Annotated in this window: 18 protein-coding genes; 7 read left to right on the forward strand and 11 right to left on the reverse strand. The window is 41.8% G+C overall.

From position 1 onward, the window contains the following. Positions 1–142: 142 nt before the first annotated feature. Complete coding sequence (locus PN499_RS26130; RefSeq protein ID WP_272036037.1) at positions 143–3,358, reverse strand: glycoside hydrolase family 15 protein; 3,216 nt, start codon at positions 3,356–3,358, stop codon at positions 143–145. Between the two features lie 207 nt (positions 3,359–3,565). Next, complete coding sequence (locus tag PN499_RS26135) at positions 3,566–3,769, reverse strand: DUF751 family protein (RefSeq protein ID WP_039963223.1); 204 nt, start codon at positions 3,767–3,769, stop codon at positions 3,566–3,568. A gap of 58 nt (positions 3,770–3,827) precedes the next feature. On the opposite strand from PN499_RS26135, the gene PN499_RS26140 reads away from it, so the two are divergent. Further along, positions 3,828–4,652: a DNA adenine methylase gene (locus PN499_RS26140; RefSeq protein ID WP_272036040.1), complete on the forward strand. Its 825-nt coding sequence runs from the start codon at positions 3,828–3,830 to the stop codon at positions 4,650–4,652. Here PN499_RS26140 and PN499_RS26145 read toward each other — a convergent pair whose 3' ends face one another. The 3 genes from PN499_RS26145 to PN499_RS26155 are packed head-to-tail and all read right to left on the reverse strand — an operon-like array spanning position 4,653 to position 7,563. Then, on the reverse strand, positions 4,653–5,297 hold the full coding sequence (locus tag PN499_RS26145) for a retron system putative HNH endonuclease (RefSeq protein WP_272036042.1): 645 nt from the start codon (positions 5,295–5,297) through the stop codon (positions 4,653–4,655). Beyond that, positions 5,294–6,631, reverse strand: a complete 1,338-nt coding sequence (locus tag PN499_RS26150; protein ID WP_272036044.1) for an AAA family ATPase — start codon at positions 6,629–6,631, stop codon at positions 5,294–5,296. The genes PN499_RS26145 and PN499_RS26150 overlap by 4 nt, the downstream gene beginning before the upstream one ends. Positions 6,632–6,639: 8 nt before the next feature. Further along, complete coding sequence (locus tag PN499_RS26155) at positions 6,640–7,563, reverse strand: metallophosphoesterase family protein (RefSeq protein WP_272036046.1); 924 nt, start codon at positions 7,561–7,563, stop codon at positions 6,640–6,642. A gap of 107 nt (positions 7,564–7,670) precedes the next feature. Here PN499_RS26155 and PN499_RS26160 point away from each other — a divergent pair, with 107 nt between their 5' ends. Then, entirely contained in the window at positions 7,671–8,495 is an 825-nt protein-coding gene (locus tag PN499_RS26160; RefSeq protein WP_272036048.1) for a hypothetical protein, read from the forward strand. 202 nt (positions 8,496–8,697) lie between these two features. Here the strand turns inward: PN499_RS26160 and PN499_RS26165 are convergent, their stop codons facing one another. From PN499_RS26165 to PN499_RS26175, 3 genes are all read right to left on the reverse strand, one after another. After that, positions 8,698–9,381, reverse strand: coding sequence for a response regulator transcription factor (locus tag PN499_RS26165; protein WP_272036050.1), 684 nt, complete (start codon positions 9,379–9,381; stop codon positions 8,698–8,700). Between the two features lie 390 nt (positions 9,382–9,771). Then, the gene (locus PN499_RS26170) at positions 9,772–10,080 is read right to left on the reverse strand and encodes a carbon dioxide-concentrating mechanism protein CcmK (protein ID WP_007356356.1); all 309 of its coding nucleotides are present in this window, start codon (positions 10,078–10,080) and stop codon (positions 9,772–9,774) included. 234 nt (positions 10,081–10,314) lie between these two features. Further along, on the reverse strand, positions 10,315–10,632 hold the full coding sequence (locus PN499_RS26175; RefSeq protein ID WP_272036053.1) for a DUF3067 family protein: 318 nt from the start codon (positions 10,630–10,632) through the stop codon (positions 10,315–10,317). A gap of 225 nt (positions 10,633–10,857) precedes the next feature. Between PN499_RS26175 and petC the strand changes: the two genes are divergently transcribed. The 4 genes from petC (at position 10,858) to PN499_RS26195 (ending at position 14,714) form a co-directional block, all read left to right on the forward strand. Continuing rightward, positions 10,858–11,400 (forward strand): cytochrome b6-f complex iron-sulfur subunit, encoded by a 543-nt coding sequence (gene petC, locus PN499_RS26180; protein WP_007356358.1) that lies wholly within the window; start codon positions 10,858–10,860, stop codon positions 11,398–11,400. 159 nt (positions 11,401–11,559) lie between these two features. After that, positions 11,560–12,549 (forward strand): cytochrome f, encoded by a 990-nt coding sequence (gene petA / locus PN499_RS26185; protein ID WP_272036055.1) that lies wholly within the window; start codon positions 11,560–11,562, stop codon positions 12,547–12,549. Positions 12,550–12,780: 231 nt separating this feature from the next. Then, positions 12,781–13,629: an alpha/beta fold hydrolase gene (locus PN499_RS26190; RefSeq protein WP_272036057.1), complete on the forward strand. Its 849-nt coding sequence runs from the start codon at positions 12,781–12,783 to the stop codon at positions 13,627–13,629. A gap of 2 nt (positions 13,630–13,631) precedes the next feature. Next, on the forward strand, positions 13,632–14,714 hold the full coding sequence (locus PN499_RS26195) for an NAD(P)/FAD-dependent oxidoreductase (protein WP_272036059.1): 1,083 nt from the start codon (positions 13,632–13,634) through the stop codon (positions 14,712–14,714). A gap of 202 nt (positions 14,715–14,916) precedes the next feature. On the opposite strand, the gene PN499_RS26200 is transcribed toward PN499_RS26195, so the two are convergent. Next, entirely contained in the window at positions 14,917–15,600 is a 684-nt protein-coding gene (locus PN499_RS26200; protein WP_272036061.1) for a manganese catalase family protein, read from the reverse strand. A gap of 506 nt (positions 15,601–16,106) precedes the next feature. Continuing rightward, on the reverse strand, positions 16,107–18,527 hold the full coding sequence (locus PN499_RS26205; protein ID WP_272036063.1) for an FHA domain-containing protein: 2,421 nt from the start codon (positions 18,525–18,527) through the stop codon (positions 16,107–16,109). Positions 18,528–18,695: 168 nt separating this feature from the next. On the opposite strand from PN499_RS26205, the gene PN499_RS26210 reads away from it, so the two are divergent. Further along, a complete protein-coding gene (locus tag PN499_RS26210; protein ID WP_272036065.1) occupies positions 18,696–20,165 on the forward strand; it encodes a serine/threonine-protein kinase in 1,470 nt (489 codons plus the stop codon). On the opposite strand, the gene PN499_RS26215 is transcribed toward PN499_RS26210, so the two are convergent. Next, positions 20,158–20,994 carry a formylglycine-generating enzyme family protein gene (locus PN499_RS26215; protein ID WP_272036067.1) on the reverse strand — a complete coding sequence of 279 codons (837 nt, stop codon included), beginning with the start codon at positions 20,992–20,994 and terminating at the stop codon, positions 20,158–20,160. The two genes, PN499_RS26210 and PN499_RS26215, sit on opposite strands and share 8 nt — an antisense overlap. Positions 20,995–21,053: the final 59 nt, after the last annotated feature.

Raw genomic sequence — 21,053 nt, forward strand, 5'->3', positions numbered from 1 at the left:
GACTAAGCGATTGCTTCGCTTCGCTCGCAATGACAATAAAGGGGGTAGTAAAGCCGGATTTGGTATAAATTCCCAGCCCCCTCTCCTCTCGGTAGAGAAACCAAGAAACAAAAAAATTCCTAATTATTTCTTTTTCCTTCTTCTATACTTTTCCAAACTCTGTTAAGAACCGGAAAGCACTTAAAATGTGACTGGCACAAACATAAGGTGAAGTATCATAAAAAGCGTTCCAGGCCGCCGCTTTATCCTCATCATATTTCTCTACCCTTTCGGGATGTTGGTCTAACCAGCTAAGCCGCACTGCATGACCAATTAATACATCCAAAACGATATACTCTTCAATTTGTAACTCCGCGTTCCGCTGAACAATCGCCGCCAATTCCATCAAGGCTTCAATATTAACTTGTCGGTACTCCGGCGCACCAATTTTATTCAATAAATGCTCGACTTGTAGAGCAAAATTCTTCTCACCCGGAGTCATTTCTGCTAAAATTGGTTCGCTATCTAGGCGATTTCTCCGCTCCAATTTATCACCAATTACCAAACCCTTACAATGCCGCAATAACTCCCAAACATTGGGGTAAAAATCTTTGGGTACGCGATTAACTGCACCTGACATTTGCCGCTGTCGTCGCCACCCGCCTAAGTTAGTTTCTGGTGACTGCAAAGTTGGTAAGACCACCCATTCAATATCTTTTTCCGGTTGTTTGACGTGCAAAGATTCTTGCTGTCTGAGCACTTGATTCATACCTTCATAGCCTGTTAATACTTGCCGCAAGCGAGTTTTAATTTCAAAGGGACTTAACTGCATTAAATGTTCGTAAGCTTCATTCTGCGTAATCCCCAAATCGCGAGCTAATTCGGTAGCAATCAGCAAGATAAAATAGCTAACTCTCAGTGTTAACAAGCCTTTAAATAACAGTGGTTCAGCTTTAATTAGCAAACCAAAGTAAATCAGAATTTCTTGAGTAAGAACCCGGTCGCGAATATCTTCCCCACAGAAATGTCGAATTTTCTCCATGATTTCTGTGTAAGAACGCGGCCGCAAAATTACAGAATCTTCACTGTAAGCTTTTCCGACTGTCACATACTTACCACGCACTAAAATATCAGTAACTGCATCTGATAGGCTAATATCAACTTTATTCAGCAAACCGGCCGCATGACGGACTACGGCCCAATATATTTTTGATTGAGAATCGCTGCTAGCTTTAAGATAAACTTCATTCAGCAAATCTGCCACTGTCACGGCTTCTCCGGGCCCACCGAATCCAGTATTAAAATTCAGTCCTTTGAGGCGAACTAAGGTATGCAATAGCTCAACTTGTTCGTACAAATTCTCGGAACCGCGCAAACTGGTAAGCAATAATTTTGTATTTGTTTCGCACTCTAACTTAAATTCTTGCGTGTGACTTAATGGCCCAGTCTTATCGGGATTATAACCTAAGTGATACCTCACGGGAAATGCACCTTTAACTGGAGACTGGGAAAATCCAAAATCGTGTAGAAAATCAATTCTCTCAACACCAGCAGTCAGGATTAACTGATTGATTTGACCCAATTTTACGGCGGTATATTTGCAGTGTCCGTCACGGAGTTCTTTCATCAACTCTAACAGTGCTTCTCTACCAGTTTCTAGCATTGTATGAGTCAGCATCAGCGTTACTAGAGGACGACCTAATTGATACCAATGACGGTTAATATAAGCCAATTCGCTCTTGATCTCAGCTACTAAAAAATGATAGTCAAGAGTGAGGTAAAATTCTTGTTGATCTAAAAATGAAGGCAGAAAAACAATCGTTTCTCCCCGAATCCTAAATACTCTGGAAGTTGTCAAAGTCCGCAATCTTCGCACGGGTCTACCTGTTAAACCTAATTGATCGTTGCGACCAATTTGTGTATAAATAGCAGATAGTTCTTTGGCTTGGCGTATCTGTATTGGTTCTACTTGTTTTGGGGTCTGGGTGGCGATACCATGAGCAGCTAATTCTGCTTGCAAATCTTCATCTTCTGCTAATAACGCAATTTGTACTAAAGGCTCTCGATGATGACGAATAGATAAATGTCGTCCTAGTGGGTCAATATCGCCAATAGCGACTAATTCTTCGTCTAATAACTGAGCAAGAAAATATAAACTTTGGGCCCAAACGAGAGGGATATTCTCATTTGGTAAGCGTTTTTGACTATGAGGATTTGATTTTTCTGCTTCAATACTTTCGGCTGGGACATAATACAATTCTGGGAGTAAGCCGTAACCATCCCGTTCTATAATTAAAGATTCTAAAATTTCTTTATATTCTTTAACTTGTTGCTGGTTTCTATGAAATATACCATCAAGTAACAAATAGGTAAAAAATAAAGGCCATTCACATTCAATATGCTCAAATTGCTTGAGTTCTTTAGGTTCGTAGTGGAGGCGTTCGCTATCTTCTAAAACTGTTTGGTGTCCGTCTCTGAGAAAGCGTTTGCAACCGTATTTTCCTTGGAGTTTGCCGATTATTTTGTTTTTTGTCCGCTCGATTAATTCCCGATCTTCAACTGCAAAGGCGGGAAAACTAATTACGCTCAACAAAGCTGCATCTACTTCTTTTGAACTAGATTCTCTTGGTAAAAGGGATTCCAATGTCACTCGCGTTCTGGCAATTTCATCTGGCAAAACGTGAATTACTGAGGCTTGAGAACCGTTAACTCCGAATAAATCTAAGCCGTTCATGGCTTCTAAAGCTGCTTTTGCCATACCTACGGAACTGGCGTTTAATTCTGCACTGCCATGATTGATTTTATTTCCTCGCTCCCAAATTCCGTAGTCGGGAGTGCGATAGGCTCTGCCAATATAATAGACTAAGTTTTGCACAAAGTTAACTTCATCAATTGTAAAAATAATGTGCAAGCCTGAAGCAGTCATTTGTGCTAAGATTAATAGAAATAAGGAGGTAGCATCTAATTGTAAATGTCCCCAAGCGTCATCACCGACGACAATATCTCCAGTCTGAGTATTATACTTAGCGTGTAGGGCATTTAGTGGCAATTGAGTATTTTTAAAGTTTTCTACTTTATGAGCTTGTCGCATCATGGCGAAGAGTAATCCTCGCATTAGTTTGACGACACTATGTTCTAGCTCAAATGTTCTACCTTGGTCGTCATCAAGTTTGCGGTAAGCTAAAGCTAAACCCCAGACGGCGAGAATGCTGTAAACATTATCTCGCACCCAAGCATCGGTATAGTCGCCGTGAGCGTTAATTGCTGTGCTGGCTGGTAGTAAACCCGCGATCGGGTTTTGACGTTTGAGGATGACGGTTTTGATTTGGTGATAGTAGCTATCTAACCTTTCTCGCCGTTTTGCTATTGCGATCGCCATCTTGTGGTTCCTTTTTATTGATTCCTGCCTAGTTGTGGTCAATAGTTCTTAAATATAAAGACACTATTTTTTTATCCACTCAAAACCTTGTTTAAGGGTTTAACATAAATGGAATCTTTTTTACAGTAACTTTGATAACATAAGGAGGGTGTTAAATGCAGAAGTGGAAATTATCTGATTTTGCCGTTTCCCCTCCTCCGACTTCCGCTAAACTGTACTCAGCCCCAACATGGCACGGAGGGTAAAAGTTACAAACATAAATGCGGCGATGATGAAACTAATGAGAGCGATCGCACTCACGGGGTTCTTCAGCAGCGGCCTCAGTTGCTCAAACAGGAAAAAGAAGATTCCCAGAGTGATCGTGATGAAGTAGCGGGGATAGCGAGAGATATTCTCAAAAAATTCTTGCATTGTTTTAGTTGGTTATATTTACACTTTCATCTTTAACTGGTATCACTTTGAGGTCAAAATGTCAATTTCCACTCAATCTCAAGTTTTGCCGCGTCCGTTTCTTAAATGGGCGGGGGGTAAAAGTAGGCTGATTCCGCAATATTTACCTTATTTTCCTAAGAAGTTTACGAATTATTATGAGCCTTTTTTGGGTGGTGGTGCTGTGTTTTTTCATTTGCAACCTAAATCGGCAGTTTTAACGGATATTAATGCTAATTTGATTAATACTTATTGCTGCGTTCGAGATCGGGTTGAGGAGCTAATTACCTATTTAAATAAACATGAATTAAGGCATAATAAAGAGTATTATTATGATGTGCGATCTTATCCGGGAGGAACTGAGATAGAAAGGGCGGCGCGGTTGATTTATCTTAACAAGACTTGCTTTAATGGCTTATATCGAGAAAACTCGAAAGGTGAGTTTAATGTGCCGATGGGTAAATATAAAAATCCAACGATTTGTAATGCCGATTTACTTCGTTCAGTATCAGTTGTGTTAAAATCAGTGACTATTGAACAAAGGCATTTTGAGGATGTGTTGAAGTATGCTCATAGTGCGGAAGACTTTGTTTATTTCGATCCGCCCTATTTTCCAATTAATGATACTAGCTATTTTACCTCTTATAGTCGGGATTCTTTTACTCAGGACGATCAAGTTAGGTTGAGAGATGTTTTTGCAGAACTTGCTAATCGAGGGGTAAAAGTGTTGTTATCTAATTCTGATTGTAAGTTTATTCGAGAATTGTATAGTGGATTTAAAATCAAGCCTATATTAGCAGCAAGGGCGATTAATTCTAAGGCTAAGCTTCGGGGAAAAGTTGCTGAAGTTTTAATTAGTTTATAATTAAATATTAAAGTAGTTTTTTATGTAGTAGGCGATTACAGTACAAAATGGTGTGTATTTACCTTCTGCATCCGGTTGAACATAACTTTGAGCTAATATTTGTATGTCTTCAATTGTCAGATCGTCCATAGCTTGCAATATTCCATCTATTGCTTGAATTCGCATATTCTTTAGCTTATCAATGTTGAGTCCAAGTTTGTCAATAGTTGTTAAAGCAGAGTCTTGTTTTCCGGGTTCATTAGTTGGCAAAATCTCTCCCGAACCAGAATATCTAAAAAAATTCGCACAACCGGAATCTAAAGGTGAAACTAGCTTTTCATCGTACCACTCATCTTTTTTAACTCCACAGTGTTGAGGTTCTTTAGGTTCTCTTTCTCTTTGACAGGAAGCTAACAGATTTTGGTAATTTAGTGCTTCTTCGGGATAGGTTTTGCGAGGCTTTAAATGTTCGATATGGCTTTTTTGTTTGCTGATTTCCATTCCGCAGTAGCAACAAATAAAACCCTGTTCTTGCAGTAATGATTCATGCAGATTTGATTTTTGTGGTGCTTGAAAGTTATCCCAGTTAGGTTTCCAGTCATCGCTTTCTAGAGCTTTCCAATCTGTAAAATCTTTTGGTTCCTCACCCTTTTTAATATACTTCATCGGTTAAGAATTTCCTTCCGTCTCATCAATATATCTGCTCTGACAAACTCTGACTCATCCTCGCCAATTTCATCTTCTATCTGTTGGCGTAATTCCTTCGCAGCATCAAGATTTCCCGCGTCTATCAGTCTAAAAAGTTGGCGAAGATTATCCTTGATTTCTTGCGGCCTTTCTGGGACACCCATCACGTCTTCAAGGATACGATTGCTATCTCTACCAAAAGAACTTTCTGGCTGTTTAGCGACTATTCCTTCAGGTGTTGCCTCTAAAATGTAGATACCATCAGGTTTAATTTGACTTATGACTTGAGGTGAATGAGTAGTAATAATAAATTGGCAATTAGGAAATGTTCTAGTTAAAGCCGGAATAATTTCCCGTTGCCATTTGGGGTGCAGATGTAATTCGATTTCATCAATCAAAACAACGGCACTGCCTTCAAGTGGATTTTCTAAACTTGGGTTAGCAATTGCTAAACGTCTTGCTAAATCCCCCACCATTGCCAGCAAGCATTTCTCACCGTCAGATAGTTGATTTACGATCAGTTCTTGACCTTGTTTTTTTACAGTCATTCTTAGAGGATTTCGCCTAACCCTTAAATTGGAAAAACCTACTATTAATGAATAGATAGATTGTCTTACTGCTTCTAGGTCTCTGTTACGATGATTGTGGTTATCCCGTATTTCTTCATTCTCCACATCTTCCAAAGCTCTAAACCATTGAAAGAAGCTCTCGAAGCCAATTTGTATTCCATCTAAAGCTTCCTCGTAGGCATCTATCTGCTTAAATGAATATTCCTCGTCAATCTCCAAATGAGTCTCAAGAACAGCACGAATAGTTGGGTAGTAAACTGCTAGTGGAATATTGGCTTGAGAACTATTTTCCCACTGATGACGTATGTTTTGGACAACTTCTTTTAGCTGTGCAAACTTTTGATGTTTTTTCTCATTATCTTTTCTACCCCCGAAGACTTCTTGTGAGTCCTCTAATTCAATACTCTCATTATCATTATTTGTTACAGACCATGAAACTTTTTGCGAGTCCTCTAATTCAATGGTAATTTCATTCTCTGTCTCGTCCCCTCCATTTTTGATATCCTCCTCGATAAAAAAATGCCCTATAATACTACGTTTGTTTCTATCACGCCACCTAACATTTTTAGAACCTGCTTGAATTGGATATAGCAACCGAGACAAAAGAATCGCGATACAGTCCAAAATACTAGATTTACCCACGCCATTGTTCCCAATAATTACTATTGGCTCGTTAGTGTTAAATTCCAATGTCAGATTGTCTATTCCTCGAAAGGAGTTGATCATCAATCGTTTAACTTTCATACTTTTACCTAAACTGCTTTCAACATAATCACACCCCGGTCAAAAACCCGATCATCCGTCCCAATCCCACTCACAAATATTCTATCATCATAAACATCAAAGGCTGCAAAACTCAGCCGCGAAGCCGAATATGCCGTCCATGGAGAACGCCCCACCTCACGAGTACCACCGCCACCGCCGCATATTAAATAAGTCGTTCCATTAATCGAACGAGTCCTTTCATAATCATGTTCATGGCCGTTAATATAAACTTGCACTCCATACTTTTGAAAAAGCGGCGTTAACGTTTCAATAAAAGGTTTATTTACGCCATAAAGCCCAGATGAATAAATCTGGTGATGACCAAATACTATTTTCCAAGGTGCATCACTTTGACTCAATTCTTTATTCAGCCAAATTAGCTGATTTTTCCAATCTGCATTACTATTAGTATCTAAGGCGAAAAACTGTACTTTCCCACGCCGAAAAGTATAGTAACGTCCTTGCATATTAAAGCCGGGATATTTAACTTCAAAGTCACCATTAGCCGTGCGAATGTCGTGATTTCCTAGACAAGCGTAAAACTTAACGTTCTGCTGCAATAAATCTTGATATGGCTTCTCAAATACGGCGTTAATTTTCTCAATTTCGCCGTTATTATAAATATTATCACCGGCGAGAATTGCCAATTTAAAAGGATTTTGTTGATGATAGCGCGTCATCGCTCTGGCTACCCGATACTGACCTTCAGCACCAGTACCTGTGTCTGCGACTGAGATAAAACGCAAAATCGGCGGGGTGGTGGGTAACTGCGCGATCGCACCTTCTCCCTCCAAACTAGCAGCGGGACTAGCACCCTCAACAATTTGAGCCTTAAGTATTTTCCACAGTCCCGTGACACTTAATGCGCTCAGGCCACTTAAAATTAAAAATTGACGGCGTTTGATACTCATGTTGATTTAGTTAAAAGTTATTCCAATGATAAATTAGGGCTGAGAGTATAGCTCAGGTAAAAATCTATCGCGTTTAAGCATATTTATACCGCCAGGAGGTAAAGAAAATGTCAGAAGACCAACCACAACAGCCACAGCCCGAACAACCTCAGCCACAGGTACAGCCGATCGCCACTTCTCAAAACGCGGCTAAAACTCCCCAGGATACCCCAAAACTCGATCGCAGCCTGTTGGACAAACTCACTTCCGCTTGGCTGACTGTAGTCCAGTTGGTGCGATCGCTTCTACCCGCCTCGATCGATCAAAAGCTGTCCGATACAGTTTTAAGCAGCGCGATCGCAGCAACTTTGATCGTCGCGATCGGTACAACACTAACCCTGCTACCTGGAAAATCACCTGAAGTAGTAGTTATCCCCTCTTCAGAATCCCCGAAAATAGTAGTTATCCCATCCCCAGAATCCTCGGAAATAGTAGTTATCCCCTCTTCAGAATCCACAGAAATAGTAGTTGTCCCATCTCCAGAAACAACCGCCACAAATTTACCCGACCTGGTAGCGCCTGAAGAAACAAAACCCGTAGAAATTACTCCCCCATCGCCTCCAAAACTAACACCAGAACAGAATCTTATTGCTACAATTCAAAATCAAGTAGATGAACTCACCAATCAATTTAATAACAGCTTAATCGAATCCATTCAGGTTAATTTCTTCAGCAATCTTTTAGCTGTAAAAATCGGTGATGATTGGTATAACCTACCTGAAAGAGAACAAAACGAGTTAGCAAATCAAATGTTTCAGCAAGCCCAAAAGCTTGAATTTAGAAAACTGGAAATAGCCAACTCCCAAGGCAAACTTATAGCTCGCAGTCCTGTAATTGGCTCTCAAATGATAATTTTAGAAAGGAAGAAAGCAGAAAATATCGGTAATGGTTAGTTGTTAGTGATTGATGGTTGTCATTGCATGGCGCGTAGTGCTTATGAAGCGAAGTATAAGCCCTTCGGATAAGCTTCGCCCATGCAAGGTCTGCAAGTTACCAACCATACCTCTATGTTATTCTTAGCTAATGGAAAAGGAATTATCAAGGATTGACACTTAACGAGGCGTAGTTTATTCTAACTAACTAAGGATCGCTTTCCTAAGCTCGATCTAAAGTTTTTAAACGGTAGCCAACGCCGTGAACAGTTTCAATTAAGTCTTTTGGTGCTCCTGCGGCTTTGAGCTTGGCCCGCAAATTCTTGATGTAAGTCTTAATAGTGTCTTCTTCTGGCGACTCTTGCCATGTCCAAACCTGTTCGATAATGGCGGCTCGACTCAAAACCCGCTTGCCATATCGTAATAAAGCCTCTAACAAAGCAAATTCTTTTGGTGTGAGGTGAATAGGCGATCGCTCGTAGATGACTTCATAGCTAGCAGGATCTAGAGACAGATTACCCGATCTTAATATAGGCGACATTCCTGACTGTCCGCGACGAAGCAAAGCCCGAATTTGAGCTAGCAACTCCTGTAATTGAAAGGGTTTAACCATATAGACATCTGCTCCTGCATCCAGCCCAATCACTTTATCAAGGCTGGTATCGCGAGCAGTGAGCATGAGAATCGGAGAGAGATAGCCGCGATCGCGCAATCGCTCGCATAGACCAATACCATTTAATTTTGGTAGGGTGACATCGGTCAAAATCAAGTCGTAAACGAATCCCTGGGTCTTATCCCATGCTGACTCACCATCTCTAGCTGAGTCTACAATGTACCGCTGTGCCACAAGTGCTTCAGTCAGAGAAGCTATCAATTGGCTGTCGTCTTCTACTAATAGAATCCGCATTGTCTAGCTTGTTCGATTAATCTGAATTCTAAGATTCAGTGACAGAAGTTTTTAGAGAGAGTTAGTTTCTGACTATTAATTTTGCTATGGAAAGCGGGATGAATTTGTTATCGATTACACCAAAACTATGAGATTTTCAATAGGACTTATGCAAAACTATCAGTAACGCCGCCATATCGGCGGTAAAGTCACCGCCTAGAAGGCGGCGCTACAAATAGATGTTCTTAATTCCTATTAATGCTTGAACCGGATATTAGAATTGCGATCGCGCTGTCGATCTGGTTAGCGATCGGATATTGCGATCGCAATCGTTTTCGCTTTCGGAGTTTCCATTGCGATTGCGATCGCGATTGCTGAGCGATCGCTAAATCTCAGCGCCCAAAAATCCTACTACATTCTAAATTGTTCGACTTCTGGAGTAAAGCCGATCGGTAAAACGTAATCTAGATTTTCATGGGGACGAGCAATGATGTGGTATGATAACAATTCCCCACCATGAACTTTTTTGACTCCTTCAATTCCAGCCGCTACAGCAGCTTGTACCTCGGAGACATCGCCCCGGACTATGACTGTCCAGTAACCGCGCGTAATTTTTTCATACCGAACTAACGTGACACGGGCCGCTTTAACCATTGAGTCTGCGGCTTCTACGGCAGAGGGAAGTCCAAGGACTTCAATCATGCCAACTGCCATTCCCATTGCGCTAATCTCCTAATCTAATGGGATTACCAGGTACTAATTGTACGTGAAAATGAACTCGGCAATGAAGGAAGAAGGTAGAGAGCAACATTTATAAGACTTATCTCCGACTTAAGCAAATCTATTGGTAACGCCGCCTTCTAGGCGGTATGTCACCGCAAACGAAGTCAGCAATCTATTGGTAACGCCGCCTTCTAGGTAGTATGTCACCGCAAACGAGGGCCGCGTTAGGTTTCAAAACTCTTCTAGCAACCATTCAGAAGCTCTTTCGCCTAAGTCAAGGGGGATGCTGACGGCCTTACCAAGGCGAGGGCGATCGCGAGTTGTGGCAATATAGTCTCTAACTTGTTCTGTACTACTCCAACCGTGTAGGTAAGTCGCGATCGCGTCCAAATGCTCCATATAATCCGCCTCCCCCATCGGAAAAGAAGCCTGTTCCAGATATTTCCACATGACTTGCACAAAAATCTTGCCCCGCGTCCGCCGCAGTTGGATATCGTAAGATTTTCCCCACTTATCCAGCAATAGCTGGCGTAAATCCTGGCCCGTCATGGTTGCTCCTTATTAACCGTTATAGTTTACATTTCTTAACAGTAAAATCCGCAGTTCAAAAAATGTAATAATGCTCTAATCAAGGCTGTAAGGCTTATTCTTCAAAGGAATTTCTGCCTTAATGCCTATTGAAAGCAGATTAACCGCAATTATCCCTGTTGTCTGCACGTACTGCTTCATAGATAGTTTGTAAAAAAACGTAACTTAACACCGCAAAGGCAGGTTATGGCTCAAATTTCTGCTCACAATCCAGATGTCCCTGATATGGGTCGTCGTCAATTTATGAATTTGCTAACGTTCGGAACCGTAACGGGCGTAGCACTGGGTGCACTCTATCCTGTTGTCAAGTATTTTATCCCGCCGTCTAGCGGTGGTACTGGCGGTGGCTTAACTGCGAAGGACAAGCTAGGCAATGATATCGTTGTCAGCAAGTTTTTGGCAGAACACGCCGTAGGCGATCGCGTTTTAGCACAAGGCCTCAAAGGCGACCCCACCTATATTGTGGTGGACAAAGAACAAAGTCTTGCCGAGTACGGAATCAACGCAGTCTGTACCCACTTAGGCTGTGTAGTGCCTTGGAATGCCAGCGAGAACAAATTTATTTGTCCCTGTCACGGTTCCCAATACAACAACGAAGGGAAAGTTGTGCGCGGCCCTGCACCATTATCTTTAGCCTTAGCTCACGCTACTGTCGCAGATGATAAGCTAACCTTTACCCCTTGGAAAGAAACAGACTTCCGCACTGGCGAAGCCCCTTGGTGGTCTTAGTTATTGAGTCTTGGAAATTGGTCATTTGTACTCTGTAAATTGGTCATAAGTCTTTATTTGTCTATTGTCCAATTATCAATTACCTATTACCAATTACCAATCGCCAATTACCAATTACCAATTACGAAACTGTTTGACCTTTGAGATCGAAATACTCTGATGCCAAAAATTGATTTATCAGCGATATTGCGCCGCACTGTTGGGGCGATCGCTAAGACCACGCTAGTTGCGATCGCAACCCTAGCATTTTTCATCACCAGCGACATCGCACTACCTCAAACAGCATCCGCCTATCCATTTTGGGCGCAGCAAACCGCACCCGCAACACCCCGCGAAGCAACTGGGCGGATTGTTTGTTCTAACTGTCACCTCGGCGCTAAACCTACGGAAGTTGAAGTTCCCCAGTCTGTTTTGCCAGATACAGTTTTTGAAGCAGTTGTCAAAATTCCTTACGACCTTAGCGCACAACAAGTAACAGGCGATGGCAGCAAAGGCGGCCTCAATGTAGGCGCTGTCCTGATGTTACCCGAAGGTTTCAAGATTGCTCCTCCAGAAAGAATTCCAGAGGAAATGAAGGAAAAAGTTGGCGAACTTTACTTCCAACCTTACAGCGAAACCCAGGAAAACATCGTCATCATCGGGCCACTACCTGGCGAACAATATCAGGAAATAGTGTTCCCTGTTTTGTCTCCTAATCCAGCAACCGACAAATCCGTTCACTTCGGTAAATACCAGATTCACGTTGGCGGAAATCGCGGACGCGGACAGGTTTACCCAACTGGCGAAAAAACCAATAATGGTGTTTTCAATGCCTCTGTTGCGGGTACAATTTCTAAGATTTCCCAACCCGAAGATGGCGGTTATCAAGTAACAATTCAACCCGCAGAAGGCGCAGTAGTTGTAGATACAATTCCCGCTGGCCCTGAGTTGATTGTTGCTGAAGGGCAAGAAGTGAAAGCAGCACAAGCTTTGACTAATAACCCGAATGTAGGTGGATTCGGTCAGAAAGACGTTGAAATCGTCCTACAAAGTGCAGGTCGCGTTCAATGGCTGATTGCATTCTTTGCTCTTGTCATGCTAGCTCAAATTTTGCTAGTTCTGAAGAAGAAACAAGTCGAGAAAGTGCAAGCTGCTGAAATGAATTTCTAAGTGCGGCCCCTCAATCCTGTAGGGCGTGTCATTCATGCCCTACATTTCTATTACTAACAAAACTTACGCAAAACAGTTTGTAACACCACCGTCTCGGCGGTGACTTTACCGCCAAGATGTCTGCGTTACCAATATTTTTCCGTAAGTCCTCTTCCCTCTTCCCTCTTCCTTCTTCCCTCTTCCTTCTTCCTTCTTCCCTCTTCCTTCTCTTATTACTAAGAAATAAAAACAGTGTCACTTGATAAACAGATAATTAAAGTAGGAAATCTTGAATGGTTTTACCGAGAAGCAAAACCAATTAACGAATCCAATCTCCCCCCAGTTGTCCTACTGCACGGATTACCTTCTCAAAGCCATACCTGGACTGCTATCATGCCAGATTTAGCAACATTTGGGTTTCGCGCGATCGCGCCAGATTGGATCGGTTTTGGCTCATCAGCAAAACCCGATAAACTCGAATTTGCTTATACACCCGATGCCTTTGTTACCGCCTTTGCAGAATTTATTGAAACCCTAGAAATTGAGCGGTTCTACTTAGTTGTCCAAGGATTTTTAGGTTCCGTCGGTATCCAATACGCCTTACGTCATCCCGATAAAATTGAGCGCTTAGCTATACTCAATACACCCATTTCTATCGAATCAAGATTACCTTGGAAAATTCAACAATTGGGCTTACCTTTTGTAGGCGACATGATCGTACAAGACCCCCTTTTAGTTGACAGAACTCTAGAAAGCGGTTGCCGTTACCCGATATCTGATAAAGATTTAGATGTCTATCGCCGCCCCTTTTTGAAAAGTTCCCAGGCGGGGCGATCGCTATTAGCAACTGTGCGAAATCTCCAGTTACCAGAGTCAATGGCAGAAATTGAAACTGGGTTAAAAGAATGGAAGCGACCAACTTTAATTCTATGGGGAACAGGAGATCCCTGGATTAATATCGACCAGGCCAAAAATTTAGTTAAATCTCTACCAAATGGAGAATTAGTTAAACTAGAAGGAGCCGCCCATTATCCTCAAGAACATTGGTCTGAAAAAGTTAGCAATACTCTCTTATCATTTCTACGTAGAAAAGAGATATAGAAATGAGCAGAGTTATAATTATTGGCTGTGGTGTAATTGGGGCAACAATTGCTTATGAACTCAGCCAAATTCCCGAACTAAAAATTACAGTTTTAGACAAAGAAACACCCGCCAAAGCTTCTACTGGGGCCGCCCTCGGTGTATTAATGGGTATTGTTAGTCAGAAAGTTAAGGGTAGAAATTGGCAATTAAGGGAAAATAGTATCAAGCGTTATGAAACCCTGATACCGGAGTTAGAGGCAATTACTGGGCAAAAAATTCCTGTGAATAGAGATGGAATTTTGAGGCTTTGTCTGGAAGGAGAGGATTTGAGCAATTGGGAAAAGTTGGCTGTAACTCGCAAGTCTCAAGGTTGGAATTTGGAGATTTGGGATGTAGAAAAAGTGCGCGAGCGCTTTCCTCAGCTAAACTTAGAGGGGATTATTACTGGTATTTATTCCCCTCAAGACAGACAACTAGATCCAACTGTTTTAACTTTAGCTTTAGTTGCTGCTGCTCAGCAGAAAGGGGTTGATTTTCAATTCGAGCGCGCTGTTTTGGATATCGGCCTTTCTCCTACAGGTTTCTATCAGATTCAAACACCAACAGAAAACTTAGAATGCGACTGGTTAATTATAGCCGCTGGTTTGGGTTCAACTTCTCTGACAGCATCTTTAAAACAGTCTATCGATATTCGCCCCGTCTTAGGCCAAGCGTTACATTTACGCTTAGAAAATACCGCGATCGGTTCTGATTTTCAGCCAGTAATTACCTGCGATGATGTTCATATTGTACCTTTAGGAAAAGGCGAATATTGGGTAGGTGCAACCGTTGAGTTTCCCCTACGTGAGGGTGAAATTGTAGCGGATAGTATTAAGTTAGATGAAGTGATGGCAAAGGGAATTGCCTTTTGTCCTGTTTTAGCTGAAGCTAATATTATTAGGAAATGGTCGGGGTTGCGCCCCCGCCCAGAAGGGCAACCAGCACCAATTATTCGTAAACTTCCTGGTTGCGATCGCGTAATTATTGCTTCTGGACATTATCGAAATGGCGTATTATTAGCGCCCGCAACTGCACAGGTAATTAGGGATGTCATTCTCGACTGATAAGTAGAAGGCAGGAGGCAGGAGGTTGATTTAGGACTTACGCATTACTTAGATAACGCCACCATCCTGGCGGTTTTTTGACCGCGCTTGTTGGCGGCTTTACCGATACTTTTGCGTAAGTCCTGCGATTCTATCTTAAACCATTCATATTACTGAATTTTCCTTCTACCTTCTACCTTCTACCTTCTACCTTCAGCTATACCTAACCTTTAGGAGTAGGATCGGCAACATAGCGGAAATCAGGCTCAGAATTCCAAGCACCGCGCTCGTCTTTGCCATTAGTAGACAAATTGAAGTAAAGATCCACAGTCTGATCCGGCTGGATATTTCCAAACATCGGATCTGTGAGCTTATCCATCGACGAAAGCGCATTCATAAACATCTTGGTATGAGAAATCTCACGGGTTAGTAGAAATACCAAGGTATTTTTTGTGCCTTGATCTGGTGCCAACTTAATCAACTCTTCATAAGTCTGGCGAGCTCCAGCTTCCGCAGCAATATCAGCACGCAAATCGCGGACAACATCGCCACCTTCATTGATATAAGCTGCTGTCCAAGCTTGACCTTGACTGTCTAAAAAGTGTGGCCCCATACCGCGCACTGTAAATAGCGTACTCTTGAAAGCTTCAGTTTGATCGACTTTTTGAGTGTGAGCTTCAATGAGTTTGCCAACCATTTCTAAATGACTAAACTCTTCAAGCGCAATATCTTGAAGCATATCCCGAATCCCAGGATTTTCACAGTGAAAGGACTGCACCCAATATTGCAAAGCGGCCGTTAGTTCTCCGGTGGCTCCCCCAAATTGTTCTAGCAATAATTGGGCGAAACGAGGGTTAGGCTCGTCGATATTCACCGTATACATTAGTTCTTTTTTGTGAAAAAACAAGGCTTGATCCTCCTGTAAGTTGCGTCTGCTTTCGCCAATTCTTTAATTGCTGGGAGTGAGCTTCCCAACTAGACTATCGATAGCTTTGAAATATATTGTCGGGTAAACCAATCTGGTTATACTTCGGCCGCCAGATACATCTAATATTCGGGGTTTATCTACAATAAGATAGAGTTACGATCCGTGGAACTTTTATAGTAGAGGTTTGCATTTGGGTGGATTATAGTATGGAGATCCCCTCCTTTTTTAGCAAGGTGGGCTGTTTCCTGCTCAGGTTCAATTTCCGATTTTCGTATTTCCTAATTCTCTGGTAGCAAGCAAAACAGGACTTGTTAATAATTTGACTCGCTTAGTAAAAATTATCGTCTGAAAACCTTACTGAATATGAGTTAGAGAGTTTAAAAAATGAAGAGCCTGAAACAGCCTTGCTAGTTTAGGTTGGGTGAAGTGCAGTAAAACCCAACTCTTAGTTAACAGTTAACAGTTAACAGTTAACAGTTAACCAATTACCTAAAAATATCTTTACGTTTTAGCAACAGAAAAGTTAGGGCAAAATAAACAACTGCTTGCAACCCCAAAATCCCCCAATTGAGAGCTAGATTTTCCCAACTTGGCTCATAGACAGCACTCGGATCGAATAGCTGATGTAAAAAGTTTCCATCAGACAATTCTATCGGCTTAGCCACCATAGCATTTACATTTACTAAACTGCCATAAGCTCCTACAGACCAGCGGCTCACCGTTAGCCAAGAAATCCAACGGGCTAGTCTTTCTATTGTAAACAAACTATCTAATTTAAAGAATACTCCCGAAAAAATTATCTGAAAGCCTAAAATTAAAGGTATAATCTTATAAGTTTGAGCGATATTACTTACAAATGCTGATACCATTAATCCCAAATTCATACTAGCTACTAGCGTTAAAAAAGTAGTGATCCCTAAACCAACAGGCCAGGTAATTATATCTGAATCTGGTTGTTCAAAGCCTAGTAAAATTACGGCTGTCATTACCAGAGCTTGCAAACAAGCTAATCCTTTCAATCCGCTCAATTTTGAAATCAGATAGGGTAATAATCCTAAGCTTCCTAAACGTTCTCTCTTAAAAATTGCCTGTTCTTTAACAATTTCTGGAAGAGAACTAGAAACGCCTACCAAAATAGCCGACAATGAAAAAAACAGTAAAAATCTTAGGGCTAAAAAAGCAAGCCGGGAGTCGCTACTATTGGTAAAAATAAATGGCTCCGTATTTTTTATTCCCACTAACAAAATAGGGCAAATAGCAGCCGAAAATACTACTGTAGTAAAATTTATCTTGTCGCGGATTGCCAGTTGAAAGTATCGCTGAATTAGTAGTATTAACTGTCTGAAAGATGAGCCTCTGGAAGAATTAGATAGTTTCGCCAATTTAGCTGGTTGTTGAGAGGGATTGAGGCTAAGTGGTACGGCAATGTAGCGCTGGTAATAGCTGGAATAGCGATATTTATCTTCCCACAATCTAACAATAGATTCACCTTTTTCTAGTTCGCTATAAATGCCAGTAAAATCTTGATTGTGAATGGCAAAAAAACTATAAATATCTGCTGGCGGCCCGAAGTAGCAAAGATGGCCGCCGCCACCCAGAAAAACTAGGCGATCGCAAATGGTAAGATTAGCATTAGCTTGACCTGTAAAAATAACAGTCCGCTCTTGGTCTGCCAATTTCCGCAATAGCGATACCATCTTTTTATCTAATCCGGGATCTAGCCCTAAAGTCGGTTCTTCCAAGAAAAATAACTTCGGATCTACTACTAATTCTACTCCAATACTGACCCGCTTGCGATCGCTCTTACTGAGGCTATTTATTAATTCATGGCGATGTTCAAACATTTCAATATCATCTAAAACTTTTTTGAACACCTGATCCACATTGATATCGGTAGGCAAGCGTAATTTAATTGCATAAATCAGGGCTTCTGCTACTGTCAATTCACCGTGAAGCGCATCATCTTTAGGTACAAAACCGATCGAACAACTATAGCTATCAAAATGTTTCCGTAAATCTTCACCGTTCGCGTAGACTGCCCCACGATTGGGGGCTTCAATTCCTAATAAAGTACGCAATAAAACTGATTGATTCGCATTACTTGTACCCGCTAAAGCTACTAAATTCCCTGGTTCAATTACGAGGGAAATGGTGTTAAGTAAACGCTGGATTTCGTTGTTTTTATCCTTGCCTTCACGGACTAATTCTATTGCTTCCAAACGAATCGCATCGCCGGGATTGACTAAGGTTACTTCACCAGCTTGGTAAATTAAAGTAAAGGGGCCGATGCGAATTTTTGCGCCTTCAGTAAGCACTACAGAATTTTTAATCCGTTTGCCATTGACAAAAACGCCATTGCTGCTGCGATCGGCGAGAACGTATTGCCCCTGAGCGTTAGCATCAATGGTGGCGTGCCGACGGGATACAATCGGGGAGTTGAGCTTTAAGGTAGCGTGGCGATCGCGACCTATGAGCACAGAACGATTCCGCAGCGCGATCGCAGTTCGTGGTAAATTACCCGCACTAGGGCTAGCAGGATTAAAATAAATTAGCTGAATTTGGTTTCTAGGGTCTTGACCGATCCGTAATTCTGTCTCATGTTTTAAAGCCAGACCTTTTGCAGGAGAGACTTGCGTAAAGTTAGGAAGCGCAAACATCCCATTAGTGCTGGGTTTGCTACCATCACCATCATAAATCCAGTAATCTTCCCCTTCTCGCCGCAAAACCGCTTGACTGCTAGAAATAATCTGCCAAACTTGAGGAACAAGTAAGTCAGCTTTGTAGGGATCGCGACCCAATACGTGCTCGTTTTTTGTTAATTCTAAGCGCAAAGTCTGCCCCTGATTGTTCAGTTCTAAATAGGGGTTACTAAGTAAATGCGTTTTCTTTTGCGTTTGACTCGTCATGGGTTTGTCGGGAAAGCAAGTGCGATCGGAGAAAAAGACTACATTGACCGGGTATCTTCTGATACGAATTGGCACACCCCTCTAAATTGTTCCGAAATCAACTATTAAAAGGCATAGTAATGCTATACCATGTTTAAGAAATTGCTACAAAGCTAATTCCTCCCCAGCATGAGCTACTGCATCAACCCTAAATGCCCCCGTCCTCAAAACCCTGAAAATGTTAGCTTTTGCCAAAGCTGCGGCTCTCAATTAGTGATTGAGGGACGGTATTGGGTACTCCGCCCCCTGGGGAAAGGCGGCTTTGGTCAGACTTATGAGGTAAATGAGAGTGGCATCCCTAAAGTTTTAAAGGTACTCACCTACAACGAGCCCACAGGTGTACGACTATTTCAGCAAGAAGCTCACGTTTTAATGAGGTTGAGACATCCGGGGTTGCCAATAGTAGAGCCAGATGGTTACTTTACATTTACACCGAATAACAGTCGCGACCCTCTGCACTGTCTGGTAATGGAGAAAATTGAAGGCATGAACTTGCAACAGTGGTTAAAAAATCAGAATCACAAACCGCTGGAGATCGATCGCGCTATTGACTGGTTGGAACAACTGGCTAGAATTTTGCATCTCGTCCACACTCAAAATTACTTCCACCGCGATATTAAGCCACCTAATATTATGCTCCGCCCTAATGGGCAATTAGTATTAATTGATTTTGGGGCAGTACGGGAAGTGACAGAAACTATGGAAAGAAGAAAAGGCGAGATCACAAGAATTTTTTCCCAGGGATATACACCGCCTGAACAAATGGAAGGGGCCGCAGAGCCCCGTTCTGATTTTTTTGCTCTTGGTAGGAGTTTTGTTTGTTTGCTAACGGGTCAGGAACCAAACCATTTAGAAGGAAACTCTCCAGCCGGAAAGTTTATTTGGCGCACTTTAGTTCCAGAGGTATCGAAGCCGCTAGCAGATTTGATTGATGATATGATGGCTTACTCTGTGAATGCTCGTCCTCAAGACACGCAAGTTCTCTTGCAGCGTATAGCTAGACTGAATACTCCGCCTCGCACGCCAACAAAGTTTCCTGTGGGAAAGAAACAAGTTTTAATTGGTGTGGGAGTTGGAGCCGCGATCGTACTTGCCGCGATTGTTCCCAAATTTCTGCCTCAAACTACACCAGAAAAATTATTAGTCTATCAAGATTCTGAAAATGGTTTTAGTATAAAATATCCTCAAGAATGGGAAAAGAAAGAACGTCAAGGTTATTTCGATCCGAATATAGTTACGTTTCGCTTACCTAAGAAAAGCAATGCCGATATTTATCCAGAAGATATTATTGTTACTGTAGATGATTTATCTTCAAAGCCTATGTCTCTTGATGAATATACAAAAATATCCATTGCCCAAATAAAAGAGATCGGTCAAGATACTAAGGTTTTAGAGGACGGTTCAGCTATGCTTGCTAATACCAAAGCTCACAAAGTTATTTTTACTACTAAAGAAGAAGAAAATAATGTCAAGAAAATGCAAGTTTGGACAGTCAAGAATAATCGAGCTTATACCATTACTTACACAGCAAATAAAGATGAATATTCGGATTATCTAAAATCAGCAGAAAATGTTATAAATTCTTTGGAAATCAATTGATAGATAGGGCTACTCTAAAACCTAATGATAAAGCCCTATAATCAGGGTATTGGTAGGTTCGATAACTACATCTCGGCCAGCCTTGTTGCCACATCATTTGTCCCCCTCGAAAAACTTTGCATCTCCCTGTTGCTGGGCCAGCAGGATTTTTTGTAACATTTGGGTCGGTTTGATAATATTCACCATCTTCATGATTGTATAGCTCTTCGTCATACCAATCCAAACACCACTCAGATACGTTTTGCCACATATCCAAACAACCATAAGGACTTTGCCGATCTTGACGCGTTCCTACAGGCAGCGTAGTTTCTGGGGGTGGAGGAAGGATGTCGTACTCTTCAGGCTCCTCGCTTCCCCAAGGGTATAACTGTCCCTCTGTCCCTCGGCAGGCTTTTTCCCACTGTGCCTCAGTTGGCAAAGCATACTTTTCTCCGAAAAAATCTTGCAACCACCGTGCAAACGCGCAGCAATCATGCCAAGATACGCAAGTAATTGGATGCTGCTTGGTAGGGGATCTCTGGGCAACTTCATCGTGGAAACACCAGTCATAGCCTGTTTTGTTTAGAAACTCCTGCCATAAATTTACGGTTACTGGTGTTTTCTGAATGGCAAAAGTTGACAACCAAATTTTTCTTAATGGTGCTTCCGTAGTCTCGGCTTCATTATCTTCTAAACAAGCTCCCATTAAGAATTCTCCTTCGGGGACAGTTACCATATCTAGCAAAGATTCCTGCATATAAGGATTTTCTAGAACAACTGTTTTGTAAGGCTTTCGCCTGGCAAAGCCTAAATTATTGACAATGCCTAAAATCCAAAGCTCGCCAGGCAAAAGACTTTTTATCTCCATTTAGTAGAAAAAGAGAGATAAGGGTAGATTCCCTCCTGCCT

It is taken from the genome of Kamptonema animale CS-326 (assembly GCF_028330895.1).
GTDB lineage: Bacteria > Cyanobacteriota > Cyanobacteriia > Cyanobacteriales > Microcoleaceae > Kamptonema > Kamptonema formosum.

Coding starts and splice junctions, on each gene's coding strand:
- petC (WP_007356358.1), top strand. CDS start 10,858: ATGGCTCAAATTTCTGCTCACAATCCAGATGTCCCTGATATGGGTCGT.
- PN499_RS26160 (WP_272036048.1), top strand. CDS start 7,671: ATGTCAGAAGACCAACCACAACAGCCACAGCCCGAACAACCTCAGCCA.
- PN499_RS26135 (WP_039963223.1), bottom strand. CDS start 3,769: ATGCAAGAATTTTTTGAGAATATCTCTCGCTATCCCCGCTACTTCATC.
- PN499_RS26210 (WP_272036065.1), top strand. CDS start 18,696: ATGAGCTACTGCATCAACCCTAAATGCCCCCGTCCTCAAAACCCTGAA.
- petA (WP_272036055.1), top strand. CDS start 11,560: ATGCCAAAAATTGATTTATCAGCGATATTGCGCCGCACTGTTGGGGCG.
- PN499_RS26130 (WP_272036037.1), bottom strand. CDS start 3,358: ATGGCGATCGCAATAGCAAAACGGCGAGAAAGGTTAGATAGCTACTAT.
- PN499_RS26195 (WP_272036059.1), top strand. CDS start 13,632: ATGAGCAGAGTTATAATTATTGGCTGTGGTGTAATTGGGGCAACAATT.
- PN499_RS26165 (WP_272036050.1), bottom strand. CDS start 9,381: ATGCGGATTCTATTAGTAGAAGACGACAGCCAATTGATAGCTTCTCTG.
- PN499_RS26205 (WP_272036063.1), bottom strand. CDS start 18,527: ATGACGAGTCAAACGCAAAAGAAAACGCATTTACTTAGTAACCCCTAT.
- PN499_RS26145 (WP_272036042.1), bottom strand. CDS start 5,297: ATGAAGTATATTAAAAAGGGTGAGGAACCAAAAGATTTTACAGATTGG.
- PN499_RS26170 (WP_007356356.1), bottom strand. CDS start 10,080: ATGGGAATGGCAGTTGGCATGATTGAAGTCCTTGGACTTCCCTCTGCC.
- PN499_RS26150 (WP_272036044.1), bottom strand. CDS start 6,631: ATGAAAGTTAAACGATTGATGATCAACTCCTTTCGAGGAATAGACAAT.
- PN499_RS26140 (WP_272036040.1), top strand. CDS start 3,828: ATGTCAATTTCCACTCAATCTCAAGTTTTGCCGCGTCCGTTTCTTAAA.
- PN499_RS26175 (WP_272036053.1), bottom strand. CDS start 10,632: ATGACGGGCCAGGATTTACGCCAGCTATTGCTGGATAAGTGGGGAAAA.
- PN499_RS26155 (WP_272036046.1), bottom strand. CDS start 7,563: ATGAGTATCAAACGCCGTCAATTTTTAATTTTAAGTGGCCTGAGCGCA.